The sequence below is a fragment of the Photorhabdus hindustanensis genome (assembly GCF_002968995.1).
In the GTDB taxonomy this organism is placed as follows: domain Bacteria; phylum Pseudomonadota; class Gammaproteobacteria; order Enterobacterales; family Enterobacteriaceae; genus Photorhabdus; species Photorhabdus akhurstii.
This window is the reverse complement of the sequence record NZ_PUWT01000028.1, coordinates 17,269-36,233: the sequence shown is the minus strand read 5'-3', so window position 1 is coordinate 36,233 and position 18,965 is coordinate 17,269. Positions and strand designations below refer to the sequence as shown.

The window sequence follows — 18,965 nt, the reverse complement described above, 5'->3', positions numbered from 1 at the left end:
AAGGTTATTATGTTTCGATAAAAGCTATCTACTCTTAATTGACCGCTTTAATATGATGAACAATACGCCCAACCTGTTTATAATCGGCGGCCTAAACAGAGGTATATGATGACTGCAACAAACTTTTCTGAACTTGAGCTTGATGAACGCCTGCTTGACGCCCTGAATGATAAAGGTTATTCCCGCCCAACAGCAATTCAGGCTGCGGCTATTCCAGCTGCAATGGACGGGCGTGATGTACTAGGATCAGCGCCTACCGGTACTGGTAAAACCGCAGCTTACCTGCTGCCAGCTATGCAACATTTATTGGATTTTCCACGCAAAAAATCTGGACCACCACGTATTCTGATCCTGACGCCCACCCGTGAACTGGCAATGCAAGTGGCAGATCAAGCTAAAGAATTCGCTGCGCATACCAATTTGGATATCGCTACCATTACCGGCGGCGTAGCCTATATGAATCACGCAGAAATTTTCAGCGAAAATCAAGATATTGTCGTCGCCACTACAGGCCGTCTGCTGCAATATATCAAGGAAGAAAACTTTGATTGCCGGGCAGTTGAAACACTGATCCTTGATGAAGCCGATCGTATGCTGGATATGGGTTTTGCCAACGATATTGAAACCATCGCGGGTGAAACCCGTTGGCGCAAACAGACCATGCTGTTCTCTGCCACTCTGGAAGGGGAAGCCATTCGTGATTTTGCTGAGCGCTTACTGGAAGATCCAATTGAGATTGATGCTGAATCGTCACGTCGTGAACGCAAAAAAATCCAGCAATTTTACTACCGTGCAGACAATTTGGCACACAAAACAGCCCTGCTTTGCCATTTACTGAAACAACCCGATGTCACTAAATCCATTATCTTTGTTCGCAAACGTGAACGAGTACACGAACTTGTGGGTGAATTGCATCAAGCCGGCATTAAAGCCCGGTTCCTTGAAGGGGAAATGGTACAGGCTAAAAGGACGGAAGCGGTTAAGCTCCTGAATGATGGCAGCGTCACTGTTCTGGTTGCAACAGATGTTGCTGCCCGTGGATTGGATATTGATGATATCAGCCATGTTTTCAATTTCGATTTACCGCGCACCGCTGATGTTTATCTACACCGTATTGGCCGGACAGCTCGCGCAGGTCGCAAAGGTACTGCAATTACCTTAGTAGAAGCACATGATCATCCTTTATTAGGCAAAATCAGTCGCTATCTGAATGAACCACTAAAGTCGCGTATGGTTGATGAACTCCGCCCAACAACCAAAGCACCAAGTGACAAAGCCCACAATAAGCCATCGAAAAAAGTATTGGCTAAACGCAAAGAGAAAAAGAAAGCAGAAGAATCGAAGAAAAAAGCCAAAATACGTCATCGAGATAGCAAAAATATCGGTAAACGCCGTAAACCTTCCGGTAATCCAAAACCTGAAACGTCAGTCAATAACGATGCGTAAATCTTTAAACGGGCCGATTGGCCCGTTAATTATAATATGCAGTTTCGCGTAGTAAGATTATTCTGTAAGTAAATAGGGCCCTCAGCAAACGCTTCTTTATTTCTATAAATAATTCATCAGGTATTTTGCCATCCCGAGTTTTTGCAATCGATTATTTAATCGGTTTATGACAGGATTTATCTCCCGTCCCAATTAGAAACTTTATTAAAATCTGCCCCTTTTGGAAAGTATTGCCGAATTAGCCCATTTATATCCTCATTCACCCCTTTTTCCCAGAGGAATAAAGATTAGCTAAATGAATATCTGTATTTAATTTTTTGCTAATAATTTTGTAGGGCGGATGCTCTTTACACCTGTAACTCACACTACACTGACTAGCGATCCAAATGGTCTCCCCTCATCACAGATACAGCATGGCTGGGGAGAACAGAGAGTATTAGAGTTTCATAAACACTATTTGTAGACATTCTTGGTCCTATTTCTGTACCAAGGAATAAAAAGATTTAGCGTTCCGCCCCAGAAAATACCGTCAAGCACACCATTGCTAAAACCAAAAAACAGATTGAAATGTAACGAATGCAACAACGCAGGGTGAATACTTAACATAGCCGTAATAATAAACTTAACGATAAATGTGATAACAATCAGCGTCAGCGTTAACGAAGTACCAGGACGGATGATTAAATCACTGCCTGCTTTTTCACGTAATCTTGGTTGAGAACGCCACAAACCCCATCCCATTACAATCCCGACGAGTAAACCTGCTATCATCGTTATCAAGGCTAAATCTGAGAATGTGGTTTCATAAATGACGCTATATACTCCCCAGACCAGGAATACTATTGGTAGTAAGAAAAGGCGATCAATTCGCATTTCACGATCGTACAAGGCACTAATCCCGCGCCTGATGAGAAAAGCAAAAAGAATCCAGACCCATATTGGGGTATCTTTAATAATGGTGGTCAGTGACATGTTATTCTCCTTTCATATTTTGCGAGTGATCGCAGCAAATGCGATGGCAGTGATTCCAATAGCACTAACGATCGCAGTCAATGTTAGCGTTTCAGAATATCCCACCATTGCACCGATGATTCCTGCTCCAAGATAAATGAATGGGTGTGCACCACTGGTAACAAAAGTATCTACCGCTACAACTTTTCCAAGGTCTTTTTCCGGAGAGAGGGTTTGCATAGCAGTGGCCCAACCAGTAAGCCAAGATGCCTCAACAATCCCAACAAACATTGCCCCCAGAATGACCATCCAAGCGAAGCCCCCCATACCCAATAAAAGCATTGCACTACAGAGAAATAAACCACAGATTACGGCAAGTCGTATTAGACGTTGGTGACCAGCAGTAAGTACTGTGATAACAGATCCAACACATGCACCAGCTCCCGAAGCTGCCAGACAAAACCCCCACATCGTATCGCTGAATCGATCACTAATTGCGTATGGAGCGATGACTAAGAAAATAGGGAAGCACAACACATTCAGGATCAATGTCGCGATAAACCCGAGTAACAATACAGAGTTACCAGTAATGACTGTAATACCATTCAATATCTCACGTATAGAGAATTTATCATCGGAACCACGAATCCCTATATCAGGTATCAGGGCAGTAAAAAAAGCTGCTGCGAAAAATGTAATACCATCAACCAGTATTCCCCATGCTGGTTCCCACAATATGATCATCACTCCTATTGTGGCCGGAAAGACTACTGCCACAAAGTTATCTACAAAATTCATGGCTCCATTTCCTGCCACTAAGGCTTGCTTGGGTAGCAAATTTACAAGCAGAACTTGAGCGCATGGGCGAGAGACGCCAATGCCAATGCCAATACCAAATATTAAATAGGCAAGTACTAATCCCCACCACGGAGCGTTTAACACAAGTAACATAGTTGCAGCAACTTGCGCCAACCCTCTGGCAGTATCTGTCGCAATGAGAATGTGTTTTGGTGACTTTCTGTCTGCTAGCAGACCTCCAACAACAGCCCCAATGACCGTCCCTAACCTACCGCAGCCATGACGACACCAAAAACCTCCCCACTAAGTTTGACATGAATCAACGCAACAGGAAGGGCAGCTAAACAGACCGCATCACCAATCATTGACAAGCCTTGACCAATAAGCAATTTCCGGAATGATGAGGAGCGTAATACCTCGGAATAAGGTGATGCTCGTTCAGTGAATGAAGTCATTTGTTTCTCCGCAAATATAGATACGTCCATCTGTTTTATGATTTTGGATGTAAAATTTTGCAGTTTTAGGCAGAACACCGTTCATGTTCATCTACGAATTGCGGCCCAGGTTTTTTCGTTTCTCAACTCAGTATCTTGAAGAATTGCATACCCACCGAATTCCTCCGGAACGGAAACACCATCAATAATCATCCAAGGAAGATAGACATTTTCACTCATTGTTTTCCAATTCTTGATCTCAGTTTGCAGAAATCTCAGGGAAGCATTAAATCTTAGTGAGTTTATTCTAGCAATCACACAAGTTTTTGATCATCTATAATAAATGGTCAGGCTTAAAGCTACCACAACTTTGCTTCACCTCTAACAGTTATTTCGAGAAAAATTACTTTCAAAACAACCACGCTACCGCCAATTTATATACGTGAATGCAATATAAATATAACACTTCTCACAAGCTTATTCCTCTACCTTTAATTTAAATTAAAGTCAAACTCAAATAAATATGAATTATTTTTTTGAGATAAAGATCAAAGAAAACTTAAATAAGTGAATGTTATTTAATGTTAATTACGAGTTCTATTATTTATTTTTCATAAAAACATGCTATATCAATAATTTAATTTTCTGCCCATTAGTAATAAATAAAGAAACATTTTCTCGAAAAATAAACAATTTAACATTTCATACCAAACAACTTACCATAACACTTATGTTCTTTTATTTTTTCCGATCAGGTGTCAAGATACTGTCTCCATAAATTTATTCACTTTTCATAATAATTACCACATGTAACAATACGGGTGTTCACGATTAACGATTTCGCTTAATAAAATCAGGTAAAAATATCATAGCAATGTAGATATCATTTATCGTGTAAACCCACTATGGGAAACCGAAACATATTTAAGGGAATATATCCAGCAACACTGGGTTTTAGACATTGTTTATTAAGGAAAATAAATTAATATATAATATTCATAAAATGCGATAAAAACATGGTGATTTGTGAGTTTATCCTAATGCTCCAACCCACAATTACTGATTTAATTTATTGATCTTTAATGAAAAATAACGGGCCAAATAGCCCGTTTCTATCTTATTTCAAATAATATCGACTGACTTGCCGAGCTTTCAGCCAGTGATTAACCTTATCATATTCAGCTTGCATCTCACGGCTCCGCGCTTTTAGCGGTGTGAGATTGAGATACATCTGGAACGTTGATTGTTGCTTGTTTTGCAATTTAGGATCAGCGCCTGACTTCAAGAATATCAGCACCAATTCCGGCGAATTAATTTTGGCTGCAATATGTAACGGAGTATCTCCAATCCGATTAGCCTGATTGGGATTAGCACCGGCGGCCAACAGTAATTCAATCTGCATTCTTCTTCCTACCTGAACCGCAACATGTAAAGGCGTTGCTAAGGTTATGGGATGTATAATATTCACATCCGGCACAACTGATAATAAAGATTTAAGATAATCAGGATTGTTGATTTTTGCAGCCGTATGCAAAGCACTTTCTTGTTGCAATCCAGGTTGAGTAGGATCAGCCCCCTCTTTCAGCAAATTATTAACATCATCCATTCGCTGATTGAATATAGCCCATTGTAACGGAGTTATATTTTCTTCACTCCGCTGACAATCCAGTTCCAATTCAGGCTCAATTACTTCGCCAATTTTCATCGCGCCTCTCTTTAATTATGCGGAAACATTCAGCTCCGGTTCATCAAGCATGACTAGAGATTCTTCTTGCTGTTCATCATTTAAAGACGACCAAGGTTTGTATATTGTTAATAATTCCAACATCTTTTTAAGAGAATGTGCTTTTAGTCCACGTATCAGATTATGAGGAAACCCTTGATCTGATTCTCCTGAATTATCATTATATTTCAGTAAGATTTTATGTCCTATCGGCTGAGATACGGGCAGTTTCTGTTGTAATACATCAAGCAAATCATGTTCCACAACATAATGACGTACCAATCCATTTTCAGCGATAGCCCTACCCTCTTGGGGTGAAAAACCCAAATTTTTCATCATATTGTCAGAAACACCGGCTGAATTAAATATTACCGCAGGCTTTCCAATTGATAATGCGGCTGTCGCTGCTAATCCCCCTCCCAAAGAGTGCCCAGTAAATAATAAGTTTTCGCCAAATGCCATTCTGGCGGCACGAGCTAAATCAATGGCTTGATGATATTGAGCTTCATCAAATCCAAAACCTTGTCGTAAATTAGTTAATATATCCTTCAAATCATTAGTGCCCACAAAAGCAACTATATAGAGATCATCTTTCCGATAAATACCTGCCTGAAAACCCGTTGTTTCATCCCTTAAATTTGCCGGTTCTATTCCTGCCTTTAATAATTCATCATCAGAAAGACGAACATAATCACCTATTCCCATAGTGGTGCGTATGTAGACATCATCAGAAATTAAGGTCAACATATAATCAATTTCATGAGATTGCTTACCCCTAATTTGTTCAGACTTAATTCCTGTGATTGACTTTAAATTAATGTTAATACTCTGCTCATTAATTAATGATTGATAGACTCTATTACTTTGTTTAGTTGTTTCCGAGAGGGAAAAAACTTCTGTGGTCGCTTTTTCAATATTCTGGTCTGGAACAGAAGGCGGTGTAACACGTTGAAGATTATTTAAAACGGGAAAACTTGAATCGACTGACAGATTCATTTCAATTGATAAACTCATAAAATTCCCCTAAAGATAGCTGAAAATAATCGACTATTTAATTAGTACAACTCATCTATCGGCAGGGAATGCCATAAAGTTAAATAAATGTTTAAATTATGTTAATAAAATTAATCAACTGTGATTCTTCTCTCTGATAACAGAGAAATTCTACCTATTATTTGTCAATAAATAACCAGAAAAGAGTCAAAGTGACCTGACTACTTACAACAAATCTGTTTTGGCTTTATACGATATTCAAACGATCCAGCTTATCCTTAACCACAATCTGGCCCTTCACGGTATTGAATACCCGTAATCACTTCTATCTATACATTCGCACAATAAACTAAATTATCAATGAGTTATCTTAGTTATTTAGTCAAAGCAATATGCCTCATTCCTATATATCTACACAAATGAGGATACTCATTGATTCAGAACAGTTAATTTCATATAGTTACTATAAAACATATTGCTACCTTATGTTTTAAATAAGTTTCTATAGCTAACCACAAAGCAATTCTTTGGATAAACTTTCAAAAATACTTTACAACATTGAAATAGTTATCAAGAATTTAGTTTTAGTGTGCATCAAAGGTTTTCCTCTGATTTTGTAATCGGTAAGCTAACATCCATTTGGTAATCTATAAAAAGGATTTACTATGTCCGCACCTCTCACATGGCACGACGTAATCGGTAACGAGAAAAAACAACCCTATTTTCTCGACACACTGACCTATGTCGCAAAAGAACGTCAGGCAGGTAAAACCATTTATCCGCCACAACAGGATGTATTTAATGCATTCCGCTACACCGAGTTGGCTGATATTAAGGTGGTGATACTTGGGCAAGACCCTTACCACGGCCCCAATCAGGCACATGGCCTCTCTTTTTCTGTACAACCGGGTATTCCCGCGCCACCTTCGCTGGTGAATATGTACAAAGAGCTGACATCCGATATACCTGACTTCCAGCATCCAAATCACGGTTGCCTAGTCAGTTGGGCTAAACAAGGGGTGTTACTACTCAATACCGTACTCACCGTAGAACGTGGTAATGCACACTCCCACGCGAATCTGGGATGGGAAACTTTCACTGATAAAGTCATTGCCGCTATCAATGAGCACCGTTCAGGCGTCGTTTTTCTGCTTTGGGGTTCCCATGCTCAGAAAAAAGGCTACTTTATTGATGCTAATAAACACCACGTTCTCAAAGCACCCCATCCATCTCCACTATCTGCCCACCGAGGGTTCTTTGGCTGCAAACATTTTTCAAAGGCCAATGCATTGCTAGAAAAACAAGGCATCGCGCCGATTAACTGGACACCTGAGTTGCCACAATAAAAAAATGCCGCCCCTGTTGGAGCGGCATTGATACTTATTACTAAACTAAAACCACTACTAAACTAAAATTACTTCGATACGGCTACCATTGCCGGGCGCAACAAACGGCCGTTTAAGGTATACCCTTTCTGCATGACCATCATGACATGATTTGGTTCATGCTGATCGGATTCCATCATGGTCATGGCCTGATGAATTTCAGGATTAAAAGGAACATTTGTGTCGCCGACAACTTCAATACCAAATTTACCCACAGCCCCAAGGAAAGACTTCAACGTCAGTTCAATGCCTTCAACCATAGATACTATTTCAGTATTAGTGCGATCTGCTGCTTCCAAAGCGCGCTCAAGATTATCAATCACTGGTAACAGTTCATTAGCAAATCTTTCTAACGCAAACTTATGGGCTTTTTCCACATCTTGCTCAGCACGACGACGGATATTTTCAACTTCAGCCTTAGCACGCAAAATGGCATCACGTTCACGCTGTTGCGCCTGCTTGAGCTGTTCTTCCAGCTCTGCGACACGCGGATCAACAACGCTTTCAGTCTCTGATGCTTCTGCTTTATCCGCACTGTTTTGCTGTTCAGATACAACTTCCATATCTTCCGAGACTTGCTCGTCAGGCATCTTTTGTTCTTTACTACTCATGAATATCTCCGCGTATTTGGCATTAATCTCGCTACTTAGCCTATTATGGGGATCTAAACTGGGGATTCAAGGGAACCCGCCATATTGTGAGGATAAAACCTCTTGCTAGAAGGAAATTACAACGATGAATAAAAAATTCAAATGCATAGGTATTGTTGGTCACCCGCGCCACCCAGAAGCACTTGCTACTCATGAGATGCTTTATCATTGGTTAAAATCCAAAGGTTACTCTGTCATTATTGATCGTCAAGTTGCCAAAGACATCGGTTTAAAAGATGCACGAACTGGCGGTTTGACCGAAATTGGTCAACAAGCTGATTTAGCTGTCGTTGTTGGTGGTGACGGCAATATGCTGGGCGCCGCCCGAGTCCTTTCCCGTTATGATATAAAAGTCATTGGTATTAACCGAGGTAATCTAGGTTTTCTGACAGATTTAGATCCTGATAATGCCCTACAGCAACTTTCTGAAGTATTAGATGGCGAATATCGGAACGAACATCGTTTCCTGCTAGAAGCCCAAGTCAGAAGAAACGGCCAAAAACCCCGTATCAGTACCGCAATCAACGAAATCGTACTCCACCCGGGGAAAGTAGCACATATGATTGAATTCGAAGTCTATATCGATGAACGTTTTGCCTTTTCCCAACGTTCTGACGGACTCATTATCGCAACACCAACGGGTTCCACAGCTTACTCGCTTTCCGCAGGTGGGCCGATTCTGACACCTAACCTAAACGCTATCGTCCTAGTACCGATGTTTCCACATACATTGTCTTCCCGGCCGCTGGTTATCAGTAGCGAAAGCAATATAAGATTGAAATTTTCCCAAAATAGCAATGATTATGAAGTCAGTTGCGATAGCCAAATCGTTCTGCCTATACAGGATGGAGAAGATGTGATTATTAGCCGCAGCGAACAGAAGCTCAATCTCATTCATCCTAAAGACTATAATTATTTCAATACATTAAGTACAAAACTAAGCTGGTCTAAAAAAATGTTCTAAAAAAATTAGGTTTCACCACTTTACTGTATAAAAAACCAGTTTATACTGTATGAAGATACAGAGGTGTTTTTATACACAGGAGAAGTGTGATGCTCACCCAGTTAACCATTAGCAATTTTGCCATTGTTCGGGAGCTTGAAATTGACTTCCAGCCAGGTATGACAGCCATCACAGGTGAAACTGGCGCGGGTAAATCCATCGCAATTGATGCATTAGGTTTATGTCTGGGTAATCGTGGTGAAGCCAATATGGTGCGTAGCGGGGCTTCTCGTGCTGATATTTGCGCCCGGTTTGCTCTTTCTGATACGCCTTCTGCTCGTCAATGGTTAGAAGAACACCAACTTGATGACAGCAATGAATGCTTACTACGCCGCACAATAACGTCAGATGGCCGTTCCAGAGGCTTTATCAATGGCACTGCTGTACCGCTTTCCCAATTACGTGAACTAGGTACCCATCTTATTCAAATTCATGGTCAACACGCTCACCAATTACTATTGAATAATGGTCACCAAAAACGTCTGCTTGATACTTACGCTAATCAATCCAATCTACAAAATGAAATGAAACAAGCATATCAGCAATGGCACCAAAGTTGTCAGGATCTTGCTCGATTCCAACAACAGGCGCTTGAGCGCCAATCTCGTCAGCAGTTGCTGGAATATCACTTAAAAGAACTTAATGAGTTGGCACCGCAACCAGGTGAATATCAGGAACAAGATAATGAATATAAACGGCTAGCAAACCGAGGTCAGTTACTCTCTGTCAGCCAAACCGCACTCCAGCTACTCAGTGATAACGATGAACAAAATATTATCAGCCTGCTGAATTACGCTAAACACGAGCTGGCAGAACTCATCACTATGGATGATAAATTCAACCAGTTACTCACTATGCTGGAAGAAGCATCCATTCAAATTAATGAAGTCAGCGATGAACTCCGCCACTACGGTGATCAACTGGATATGGACCCAAATCGTCTCTTTGAACTGGAACAAAAAATTTCACAACAAATTAGGGTGGCCCGTAAACATCACGTTGTCCCAGAAGAGCTTCCTTCGCTACATCAACAATTATTGGAAGAGCAGCAATCACTGGCGCAACAAGAAGATGACTGTACCCACCTTAGTGAACAGGTTAATAAACACCATAAGCAGGCATTGGAAGTCGCAGAAAGATTGCACCGAGTTCGCCAGCAATATGCCAAAGAATTAAGTGAGCTCATTACTTGCAGCATGCATCAACTCGCTATGCCTCATGGCCGCTTTACTATCGATGTCTCTTTTGCACCTGAACATCTGAATGCTGATGGTTCAGATAAAGTTGAATTTAATGTCACCACTAACCCTGGTCAGCCACACCAATCTCTGGCAAAAGTCGCTTCCGGTGGTGAGCTTTCCCGTATTGCGCTGGCAATTCAGGTTATAACAGCTAAGAAAATGGAAACATCCGCCTTGATTTTCGATGAAGTGGATGTCGGTATCAGCGGCCCGACAGCCGCAATAGTCGGCCGTCTGTTACGCGAATTAGGCGAATCTACACAGGTTATGTGCGTCACTCACCTGCCCCAAGTAGCCGGTTGTGGACACCAACATTTTTATGTCAGTAAACAGACTGACGGTGAAGAAACTGAAACTCAAATGCAATTGCTGGATAAAAAAGCCAGATTACAAGAGCTGGCGCGGCTTCTCGCAGGCAGTGAAGTGACAAAAAATACCCTGGCGAATGCCAAAGAGCTGTTAGCAGCATAATTTGACACAACTTTTGCGTATATTTAAGGTCATAGTAAAGCTTGTATACCCTATGGATTTCAAGATGCATCACGACGGCAAGGGAACTAATCCCCGGAAGCATAGGTAACTATGTGACCGGGGTGAGTGAGCGCAGCCAACAAAGAGGCAACTTGAAAGATAACGGGTATAAAGGTTTTCAATCTCGTCAAGGTTTATTATTATCAACACCCTGACTCCTAAAGGAATGTAATTACCATGCGCTGTAAAATGTTGACTGCCGCTGCTGTATCATTTGTCATGCTGACCGCGGGTTGCTCTACGTTGGAACGGGCTGTTTACCGCCCTGACATTAATCAGGGGAACTACCTAACACCGACTAGTGTATCAAAAATTCACAAGGGAATGACCCAGCAACAGGTAGCTTACACATTAGGAACACCAATGTTACAAGACCCGTTTGGAACTCAAACGTGGTTTTATGTATTTCGTCAGCAACCTGGGCACGAAAAAGTGACTCAGCAAACTCTGACACTGACATTTGACAGTAATGGTGTACTGACTGACATTAAAAACGAAAATTCACTTACCGAAGATCTTCAATAACCAAAGAAATATAGACAGTCAGTCAAAAAAATAGATGACTGACTGTCTATAATAATCATTGAGCATTATTTTTAGCCCGTTCAGCACGCTTACGACGCATTTCTTTTGGATCAGCCAATAATGGGCGGTAAATTTCCACCCTATCACCCTCTTCCAAAATATCCGTCAACTTAACAGGACGGCTATAAACTCCAATCTTATTCTTTTGCAGATCAATATCATTACGCAAAGTCAGCAAACCTGATGCAACTATTGCCTGCTCAACAGTTGCGCCTTGAGCCAATTTCACCGTACGCAGATATTGGCGATCAGGCAATGCATACACAACTTCGACATTGATATCAGACACGATAAACCTCGCGCGCGCGCAGAGTAAAAGCCTGCACCATACTCCCCGCCAATTCCTTAAAAATCTTACCGAAAGCTAATTCAATCAGCTTATTAGTGAATTCAAAATCAAGTTGTAACTCAACTTTACAGGCATCTTCACTCAGAGGGATGAACCGCCAACCTCCCATTAACTTACGAAAAGGCCCGTCGACCAGTTGCATATTAATGCTTTGGTTATCGGCCAGAATATTCCGGGTAACAAAAGTCTTACTTATACCCGCTTTCGAAACATCGACTGATGCAGTCATTTCGTTATTGCTAACACTCAGTACCCGACTGCCGACACATCCCGGCAAAAAATCCGGGTAAGAACCGATATCATTGACCAATTTGTACATTTGTTCCACGCTGTATGGTACTAACGCAGAGCGACTAATCTGTGGCATATCATTTCCTGTAAGGCTTAATTGTAGCGAATAATATCACCTATACGTGATCAAAGAAAAATCTGTCAGCGTATAATGCAATAAACACACATTAATCAGCAAATATGTGCGGGAAAAGATTTCTTTCACCAAAGCATTCAGTATAATGCATACACTATGACAAAGAAAAAAGCACACAAACCCGGTTCGGCAACCATTGCCATGAATAGACGAGCTCGTCACGAATACTTCATTGAAGAAGAATTTGAAGCGGGTCTCTCGTTACAAGGATGGGAAGTCAAATCACTGCGCGCTGGTAAAGCCAACATCAGCGACAGTTACGTTTTGCTCAAAGATGGAGACGCTTATCTTTTTGGCGCCACCATCACCCCGTTAAATGTAGCTTCTTCCCATGTCGTCTGTGATCCAATGCGTTCACGCAAACTCTTACTTAATCAGCGCGAACTTGACTCATTATATGGTCGAGTCAATCGTGATGGTTATACCGTTGTTGCCTTATCTCTTTATTGGAAAAACGCCTGGTGCAAAGTCAAGATTGGCGTAGCAAAAGGTAAAAAGGCGCACGACAAACGTTCGGACATTAAAGAACGTGAATGGAAATTAGACAAAGCACGTATTATGAAGAATGCTGGGCGATAAATTCTGGCATTACAGTTTAGTATTCTGATATACTTGCTTTTAAGACACTTGGGGCTGATTCTGGATTCGACGGGATTCGCGAAACCCAAGGTGCATGCCGAGGGGCGGTTGGCCTCGTAAAAAGCCGCAAAAAAATAGTCGCAAACGACGAAAAATACGCACTGGCAGCTTAATAACCTGCGCAGAGCCCTCTCTCCCTAGCCTCCGCTCTTAGGACGGGGATCAAGAGAGGTCAAACCCAAAAGAGATCGCGTGGATGCCTTGCCTGGGGTTGAAGCGTTAAATCTAATCAGGCTAGTTTGTTAGTGGCGTGTCTGTCCGCAGCTGGCAAGCGAATGTAAAGATTAGACTAAGCATGTAGTACCAAGGATGTAGGAATTTCGGACGCGGGTTCAACTCCCGCCAGCTCCACCAAAATTCTCCATCGGTGATTACCAGAGTCATCCGATGCAGTCCTGAAAGCCCGCATGGCGCAAGCCCTGCGGGCTTTTTTGTGCCTTCAATTTGTCCCGCGAAGTCTGATGCCAACTAATTTAATCCGAACCTTTTAGGCACCTTGTTAGGCACCTCATAAAGTTTTATTGTTTTTGAGGTGCCTAAAACTATGGAAATCCGGCAATGGCAAGACAAACCAAACCTCTATCCGTTAAGGAAATCGAATCCGCCAAGCCCAGGGAAGGTGCCTGTTCATGTGGCAACTTCTTACTATTACCCGCCCTGCCGAAGCGGCTGAGGCTCGCTGGGATGAAGTAGATCTGGAAGCGCAAGAATGGAAAATTCCCGCATCACGGATGAAAATGAACCGTGACCATACTGTTCCCTTGTCAGATGAAGCAATTGCGATATTGGAGATGATGAAGCCATTTAGTGGCAACCGAGAATTTATCTTTCCCAGCCGTATAAAACCTAATCAGCCAATGAATAGTCAAACAGTTAACGCTTCACTAAAACGCGCAGGTTTTGGTGGTGTCCTAGTCTCACACGATCTGAGGTCTGTTGCCAGCACAGCCCTTAATAAACAAGGCTTTCCGCCTGATGTCATTGAGGCAGCACTAGCCCATGTGGATAAGAATGAGGTACGTCAAGCGTATAACCGTAGTGATTATCTTGAGCAGCGACGACCTGTGATGCAGTGGTGGGCTGATTTTGTTAAAGCTGCTGATAATGGAAATATGATTGAAGGTGGAATAAAAGGAATGCGGTTGGTTGGATGACTTATGTGAACTGAGGTTAGCTCAGGATTTTGGGATGATCTAGATAAACTTTATATTTCGTCCGGTATGTGCCAAGAGAAGACCTAATATTTGACTATTTTCTCCCTGCGAGACACGTACCACTAAGCGATAATCTGCTCATTTTTATTCAACATCCCGAGCAGGTTCTTCTCTAGCTCTTGCTGCGCATAAACAACCAACCTCAAGTGTCGGTCTTCATTAATGGTCATCCGGTGCAACATCACAGTGCCTCGGTGTATCTGCGCAAGATGGTCTAGGAGGCGCTGGCACTGGTAGGGTATGCACGTTGGATCACGTCATTGTTGCCGGCAAAGACACTACGTCCTTTGCTGAATGTGGCCTAATCTGAGATTGGGGGGCTTTTGCCCCTACTTCTCAGAAAAGTATTCCTACTCTTCATCATTCAAATCCGTAAATGCCTGGAGCAAGATTGCGGCTTGAACCTCCTCTCTTACAACATCCATTTCTGCGGAGGCTCCAGCTCTAAAAGAGTCGCGTAGTGAGATATGCGTTTCAGAGGTTCCAACTCGCGAGGCGATTTTTGTCATTTGTCTTAAAGCCGTATGATGACGATCATAGTCGCCCGCTCTCACCATCTGCGGAAGCATTTCAATCACGGGAGGCATAGGCACGCCTTGTTCAGCGGCCTTGTATGCGGATATCTGTCCAAGCACTCCGCAGAGAAAGCCAATATCAGGAGCAATGCGTATAGCAAATCGGCGAGCCCGTTGTGCTGTTGTTGATTGGTTCGCTTGCTGCTTGACCTCTCCCTCGTGCTTTCGAATGAATGCGAGAAGCCAATCCTCGATCTCGATAAGTGTTCGCCCTGCGCACCACATTGAAACCAATGTTTTTAGTGCTCCCAATATTCTTTTAGAAGTGGCCTTGGGTTTTGTTGTATTCGTGTAGGAACGACCAAAAACGGACTCAAGAGCGGCTTGTCTGACGAAAATCGTCAAATCTAAGGGATGGTCAGCCACGATATCCAACAGCCAGCTGATCCAGTGCTCTGTAGCCGTCTTTTCAACTGGTGCTGTACCAAACGCCTCAACCAATCTTTCGATCAGCTTTGGTGGAACACCATTACGGATAGCAATTTCCCGTTGCCAATCAAGAACGAGAGGGTCTTCCAGTTGTTCCTCAGCAGCTTTGAGAGCTATTCGGCGATGTTCGAGCCAATGGTCAGCTCCCAGAGCATTAGTTTCCCTACGCCGAAAAAAGCCTAATGAACGGCAAACGATATCGTCGAAGCCGCTCTCTCCTGTTGAGGTGACAGCAGACATACGCCGGATAATTGATTGCACTTTCGAATCCGAATTGGCGGATATCTCGATCCGATCAAGAAGTAACTCTATCGGATCATAGACCTCTTCACAGGCATCCTGCTCCGAGAAAATGGTCTTCATAATTCCATCCGGTGGAAGGGAAAGATTATCTATTTCCACACGGATTGGTGTTGCAGGAACAACGATTGCCAAGCCGGTTGCGGCATACGCCGCCCGACCAGCCCTCCCGAGCGCATTAAGTATCTCGTGAGGACGTAAGTCCGTGCGAGGATTCCCGCTGGGATCATCAATCGCACTTCTGTCGGTTCCCGCAAGAATCACAACATCGCACGGCAGATTAAGTCCCTGCGCAATTGTGGATGTTGCGGCAACCACATCAAGGCCCAGGTCCTCGCTCTCAGTATCCCTACGAGCCCGAAAAACGCTTTCGGTCAGCCGCCGCTCCAATGGTAGCAAATCACCATGATGAACTGCCGCCCTGCACCCCATAGGGTCAAATGTGGCTTCGGCCGCCCCTATATCCCTGATAACTGATTCACGCATTTCCTCCTGCGTCACATCCAGAGCGATGGTGGCCGGGGCCAGTAGTTCATTGATCTGATCCGCAACGCTCCCGCACGCTTTGGTATCGTTGCAGAAGACAATCACCCGCTTTCCTATGGCCGCATAGTCGGCCGCGATCCGCGCAGCGACTTCATTTCTGTTTGATGTCAGCTTTCCTTTGACATTTTTCAAAAGCGGCGGCCTTTGATCTGTGAGCGCCTGTATGACCAGCTTCTCCGGCCTTTTGGGATGCCACCCAGAAATCAGAGAAAAGAGTCCAAGAGGCTGTGCGGGAACCCGACTCCTTGCTGCTTTGGTCTTTGCCTTCGATGCGGCTTGTACGGCCTCATGCACGTCAGAGCGGTCATAGATGACGCAAGAGCGAAGTTGCCGTGTTGGCTTCCAAGGATCGTCGAACGCCTCAACCTCCCTTCCCGTTACAGACCGCAGCCAACGTGCGATTTCTGCACCGTTAGCGACCATAGCTGACAGTAGTAGTAGGTCTGCTTCCTTACGATGGCGGAGAAACGTCAGGAGCGCCAACATCGAATCAATAGCGCGTGTACTAATTTTCGATGAAATAGCGGGATCATCTGCACTGATGAGGTGAAACTCATCGAAGACAAGGAGACCGACCTTGTCAAAAAGCTCAGGCGCGAAACCAAGGAGGGCAAGGCAACGCTCAGGAGTCATGACAGAGAATGGTGGCAGCTTTTCACCAAGCTCTTCGAGCGCAACGTCTTCAACGACGCTCACCACCTCTAAGTCACCGATTTGTGCAGAGAGATCGGTCTCGACTTGATCGACGAGCGCGTGAGTAGGAGCTAGGTAGACGACGTTCTCACCCGCACATAGAGTTGCTGCGATTTTCAGGACGGATAGCGTGGTTTTACCCGAACCAGTCGGTGACGTCATCACCATAGACCTGCCACGGTTCAGATATCCCGTCCCGATAGCTTTCAGATGATTGATCCACAGAAATGGGCGAGATTGTGTCTGAGCTAGGAGCCAGTCGGCCCATGTCTTTGGTTGCGCTCCAGATGGTGCTGGCAGTCGAATCAGCATCGCAGCCTGCACTCCATCAACAAGCCGACTCAACAAAGTGGCCAAATGATGCGGGCCGGCAAATTGGTGATGAACTTTCCCTTCCAACGCTGCGTTGATCTCTACCGCTGAGGCTTCCGACAAGCGGAGAACACACTTGAGCCTTGAGCTGATATCAGGGTCGGGCACAGTGCTTCCACGCGCCTCCTGTCCAAGTCCCTGGACCACGTAAGCACATTCCCTTAAAAGAAGGTCAGTGGCTACTTCTCGACTATCTCGCGTTGCGATGGTGTCTTCGCTGAGGTCACGCTCTATCAGCGTCGTGAGATTACCAGTTGCCAATTCCCGAAGGCTCAGGATCAGGGAACGTCGCACCGCCCGACGTTCCCCGCTGGCCCGGAGCTGACTAGCGACTTCCGCCGCGTCCGCTGCCCGACCAGCAATCAGGAATAAAAGCGTCGCTGAAATTGATGATCCTATTGCATCACTCGAAACAACGGTTGGGCGATCCATTGCGGTCTCGCGAACGCGGCTTAATATCTGATGAGCACTCGCGGCGACAAAAGCCGCGGCGCGCGTTTGCTCAGGTCGAAGATTGAGTGCGACATAGGCTTCGAAGGTCGAAGCAAGGCGTCGCACTTGGTCGAGCACATCGCTTATGGCCTCAGGTTCACCTTCGCGAGACAGAAGACGCACCGTAGCTAATTCTATGTGCGCAGCCGTCAACAGCTCGTCTAGCGTTTCGGGATCGAGGCCAGGCAGATCAGGAGCCTGTCGCAGGAGAGCGCGGGAACTAGGGTCAAACATTGGCGATCTCCTCGACTTTGGCAGCCACCTCTCCGGCGAGAAGATCCAACCCCGTGCGCACATCCTCGAAGGCCAGCACACCAGCCATGCGCGCTTCAAGTTCACCACCAGCGACCGCTTTAAAACCGGTTATGATGTGCAAAAAACTCCCAGTTCTGCGCTGATCTTCACCAGTCGCTACAGCAACTCTGAACTCGCGAGCGCCTTCCCAGAAAATTTCATCCACAGCCTCTTCTGCGTCGATACTTGGGACACTCCTCAGCAAGGTTACGAGGTCGGCGAGGATCTCATCATCGCGATCGCCGCTCCGAATTGTTCCTATTTCGGGCCACACGCTAGAGGTTATAAGGTTGCGCGGCGATTTCGAAGCCTTGTCCTCACAGAGCACAATTCGTTTGATCTCACGCACACTCTCATCTAGTTCGATGATAAAGCCGTCAAAGCCTTTATCCGCCTGTCGAACGTGGGGTGACGTCATATAGCCGTTCGGAAGCTCTAGCCGAGCGGCAATCCAGGAGATATGCTGGAATAGAAGTCCGTCCCGGTGAATAATAGATGTGTTGATCCGCTTTCTCGCTGCCTCCTTCTGTGCTTCGGTTCCTGACTGGAGTAGCTCGACGTCTTCAGCACGCGGAGCCGTCAGTTTTCTCACGACATTCTCGGCGACCCTGCCTTTCGGAACGCGCCGTCGCGGCTCCAGAGTATTAATTACTCTCTGAGCGTTTTCTTCCTGCCGTAAATATAAATAAGCAATCACTTCAATCAGCTTGGCTCGACTTTTATGGCTGATTGTCCACTCTGAAAACTCGCACTCTGCAGTTGAGGCCTGATTGAAGGCAATTGGCATCCTATTTTCACCTGCAATAGAAGTAATTAATTATGAGTTCAGCATGAGAAATTTCTTATGCAAACGTGTTTAATTCAACATTCTTACGTAATGAAGCAGGCATTTTTA

At 44.3% G+C, this 18,965-nt stretch carries 17 protein-coding genes, 1 other RNA gene and 2 pseudogenes; 8 read left to right on the top strand and 12 right to left on the bottom strand.

The genetic code is table 11. The features are described 5' to 3' along the window. Nucleotides 1–108 precede the first annotated feature (108 nt). Nucleotides 109–1,446 carry an ATP-dependent RNA helicase SrmB gene (srmB, locus tag C6H66_RS11585; protein ID WP_046396041.1) on the top strand — a complete coding sequence of 446 codons (1,338 nt, stop codon included), beginning with the start codon at nucleotides 109–111 and terminating at the stop codon, nucleotides 1,444–1,446. A 25-nt stretch (nucleotides 1,447–1,471) separates the two neighbouring features. Here srmB and C6H66_RS26760 read toward each other — a convergent pair. From C6H66_RS26760 to C6H66_RS11565, 7 genes and pseudogenes are all read right to left on the bottom strand, one after another. Then, nucleotides 1,472–1,774 (bottom strand): annotated as a pseudogene (locus C6H66_RS26760) (hypothetical protein); the annotation flags it as partial. A gap of 125 nt (nucleotides 1,775–1,899) precedes the next feature. After that, a complete protein-coding gene (locus C6H66_RS11580) occupies nucleotides 1,900–2,418 on the bottom strand; it encodes a DUF6622 family protein (RefSeq protein ID WP_046396042.1) in 519 nt (172 codons plus the stop codon). A gap of 12 nt (nucleotides 2,419–2,430) precedes the next feature. After that, the gene (locus C6H66_RS11575; RefSeq protein ID WP_248000663.1) at nucleotides 2,431–3,429 is read right to left on the bottom strand and encodes an MFS transporter; all 999 of its coding nucleotides are present in this window, start codon (nucleotides 3,427–3,429) and stop codon (nucleotides 2,431–2,433) included. A 29-nt stretch (nucleotides 3,430–3,458) separates the two neighbouring features. After that, entirely contained in the window at nucleotides 3,459–3,650 is a 192-nt protein-coding gene (locus C6H66_RS26365; protein ID WP_219847614.1) for a hypothetical protein, read from the bottom strand. A gap of 87 nt (nucleotides 3,651–3,737) precedes the next feature. Further along, a complete protein-coding gene (locus C6H66_RS27285) occupies nucleotides 3,738–3,869 on the bottom strand; it encodes a hypothetical protein (RefSeq protein ID WP_282183119.1) in 132 nt (43 codons plus the stop codon). A gap of 877 nt (nucleotides 3,870–4,746) precedes the next feature. Further along, on the bottom strand, nucleotides 4,747–5,334 hold the full coding sequence (locus C6H66_RS11570) for an ankyrin repeat domain-containing protein (protein WP_105395669.1): 588 nt from the start codon (nucleotides 5,332–5,334) through the stop codon (nucleotides 4,747–4,749). Between the two features lie 15 nt (nucleotides 5,335–5,349). Beyond that, entirely contained in the window at nucleotides 5,350–6,366 is a 1,017-nt protein-coding gene (locus tag C6H66_RS11565; protein ID WP_105395668.1) for a Tle-like phospholipase domain-containing protein, read from the bottom strand. Nucleotides 6,367–7,010: 644 nt separating this feature from the next. Here C6H66_RS11565 and ung point away from each other — a divergent pair. Further along, complete coding sequence (ung, locus tag C6H66_RS11560) at nucleotides 7,011–7,691, top strand: uracil-DNA glycosylase (protein WP_036810497.1); 681 nt, start codon at nucleotides 7,011–7,013, stop codon at nucleotides 7,689–7,691. Between the two features lie 68 nt (nucleotides 7,692–7,759). Here the strand turns inward: ung and grpE are convergent, their stop codons facing one another. Beyond that, nucleotides 7,760–8,341, bottom strand: coding sequence for a nucleotide exchange factor GrpE (gene grpE, locus C6H66_RS11555; RefSeq protein WP_046396046.1), 582 nt, complete (start codon nucleotides 8,339–8,341; stop codon nucleotides 7,760–7,762). 124 nt (nucleotides 8,342–8,465) lie between these two features. Between grpE and nadK the strand changes: the two genes are divergently transcribed. The 3 genes from nadK to bamE all read left to right on the top strand — a co-directional run bounded on the left by nadK (nucleotide 8,466) and on the right by bamE (nucleotide 11,680). Beyond that, complete coding sequence (nadK, locus tag C6H66_RS11550; RefSeq protein WP_036810503.1) at nucleotides 8,466–9,344, top strand: NAD(+) kinase; 879 nt, start codon at nucleotides 8,466–8,468, stop codon at nucleotides 9,342–9,344. Between the two features lie 89 nt (nucleotides 9,345–9,433). Further along, nucleotides 9,434–11,095, top strand: a complete 1,662-nt coding sequence (gene recN / locus C6H66_RS11545) for a DNA repair protein RecN (RefSeq protein WP_105395667.1) — start codon at nucleotides 9,434–9,436, stop codon at nucleotides 11,093–11,095. 237 nt (nucleotides 11,096–11,332) lie between these two features. Then, on the top strand, nucleotides 11,333–11,680 hold the full coding sequence (bamE, locus tag C6H66_RS11540) for an outer membrane protein assembly factor BamE (protein ID WP_011147559.1): 348 nt from the start codon (nucleotides 11,333–11,335) through the stop codon (nucleotides 11,678–11,680). Between the two features lie 55 nt (nucleotides 11,681–11,735). On the opposite strand, the gene C6H66_RS11535 is transcribed toward bamE, so the two are convergent. Both C6H66_RS11535 and C6H66_RS11530 read right to left on the bottom strand, forming a co-directional pair. Next, nucleotides 11,736–12,029 carry an RnfH family protein gene (locus C6H66_RS11535; protein WP_036810509.1) on the bottom strand — a complete coding sequence of 98 codons (294 nt, stop codon included), beginning with the start codon at nucleotides 12,027–12,029 and terminating at the stop codon, nucleotides 11,736–11,738. Further along, entirely contained in the window at nucleotides 12,022–12,456 is a 435-nt protein-coding gene (locus C6H66_RS11530; RefSeq protein ID WP_036810511.1) for a type II toxin-antitoxin system RatA family toxin, read from the bottom strand. The genes C6H66_RS11535 and C6H66_RS11530 overlap by 8 nt, the downstream gene beginning before the upstream one ends. Before the next feature lie 156 nt (nucleotides 12,457–12,612). On the opposite strand from C6H66_RS11530, the gene smpB reads away from it, so the two are divergent. The 3 genes and pseudogenes from smpB to C6H66_RS11515 all read left to right on the top strand — a co-directional run. After that, nucleotides 12,613–13,095, top strand: coding sequence for an SsrA-binding protein SmpB (gene smpB / locus C6H66_RS11525; RefSeq protein WP_036777830.1), 483 nt, complete (start codon nucleotides 12,613–12,615; stop codon nucleotides 13,093–13,095). A 50-nt stretch (nucleotides 13,096–13,145) separates the two neighbouring features. Further along, nucleotides 13,146–13,509: a transfer-messenger RNA gene (ssrA, locus tag C6H66_RS11520) on the top strand. A gap of 263 nt (nucleotides 13,510–13,772) precedes the next feature. Next, a pseudogene (locus C6H66_RS11515) lies at nucleotides 13,773–14,309 on the top strand (tyrosine-type recombinase/integrase); the annotation flags it as partial. Between the two features lie 410 nt (nucleotides 14,310–14,719). Here C6H66_RS11515 and C6H66_RS11505 read toward each other — a convergent pair. Both C6H66_RS11505 and C6H66_RS11500 read right to left on the bottom strand, forming a co-directional pair. Continuing rightward, a complete protein-coding gene (locus C6H66_RS11505; RefSeq protein WP_105395665.1) occupies nucleotides 14,720–18,010 on the bottom strand; it encodes a DEAD/DEAH box helicase in 3,291 nt (1,096 codons plus the stop codon). Beyond that, on the bottom strand, nucleotides 18,003–18,857 hold the full coding sequence (locus C6H66_RS11500; protein WP_105395664.1) for a hypothetical protein: 855 nt from the start codon (nucleotides 18,855–18,857) through the stop codon (nucleotides 18,003–18,005). Before C6H66_RS11500 ends, C6H66_RS11505 begins: the two co-directional genes overlap by 8 nt. Nucleotides 18,858–18,965 lie beyond the last annotated feature (108 nt).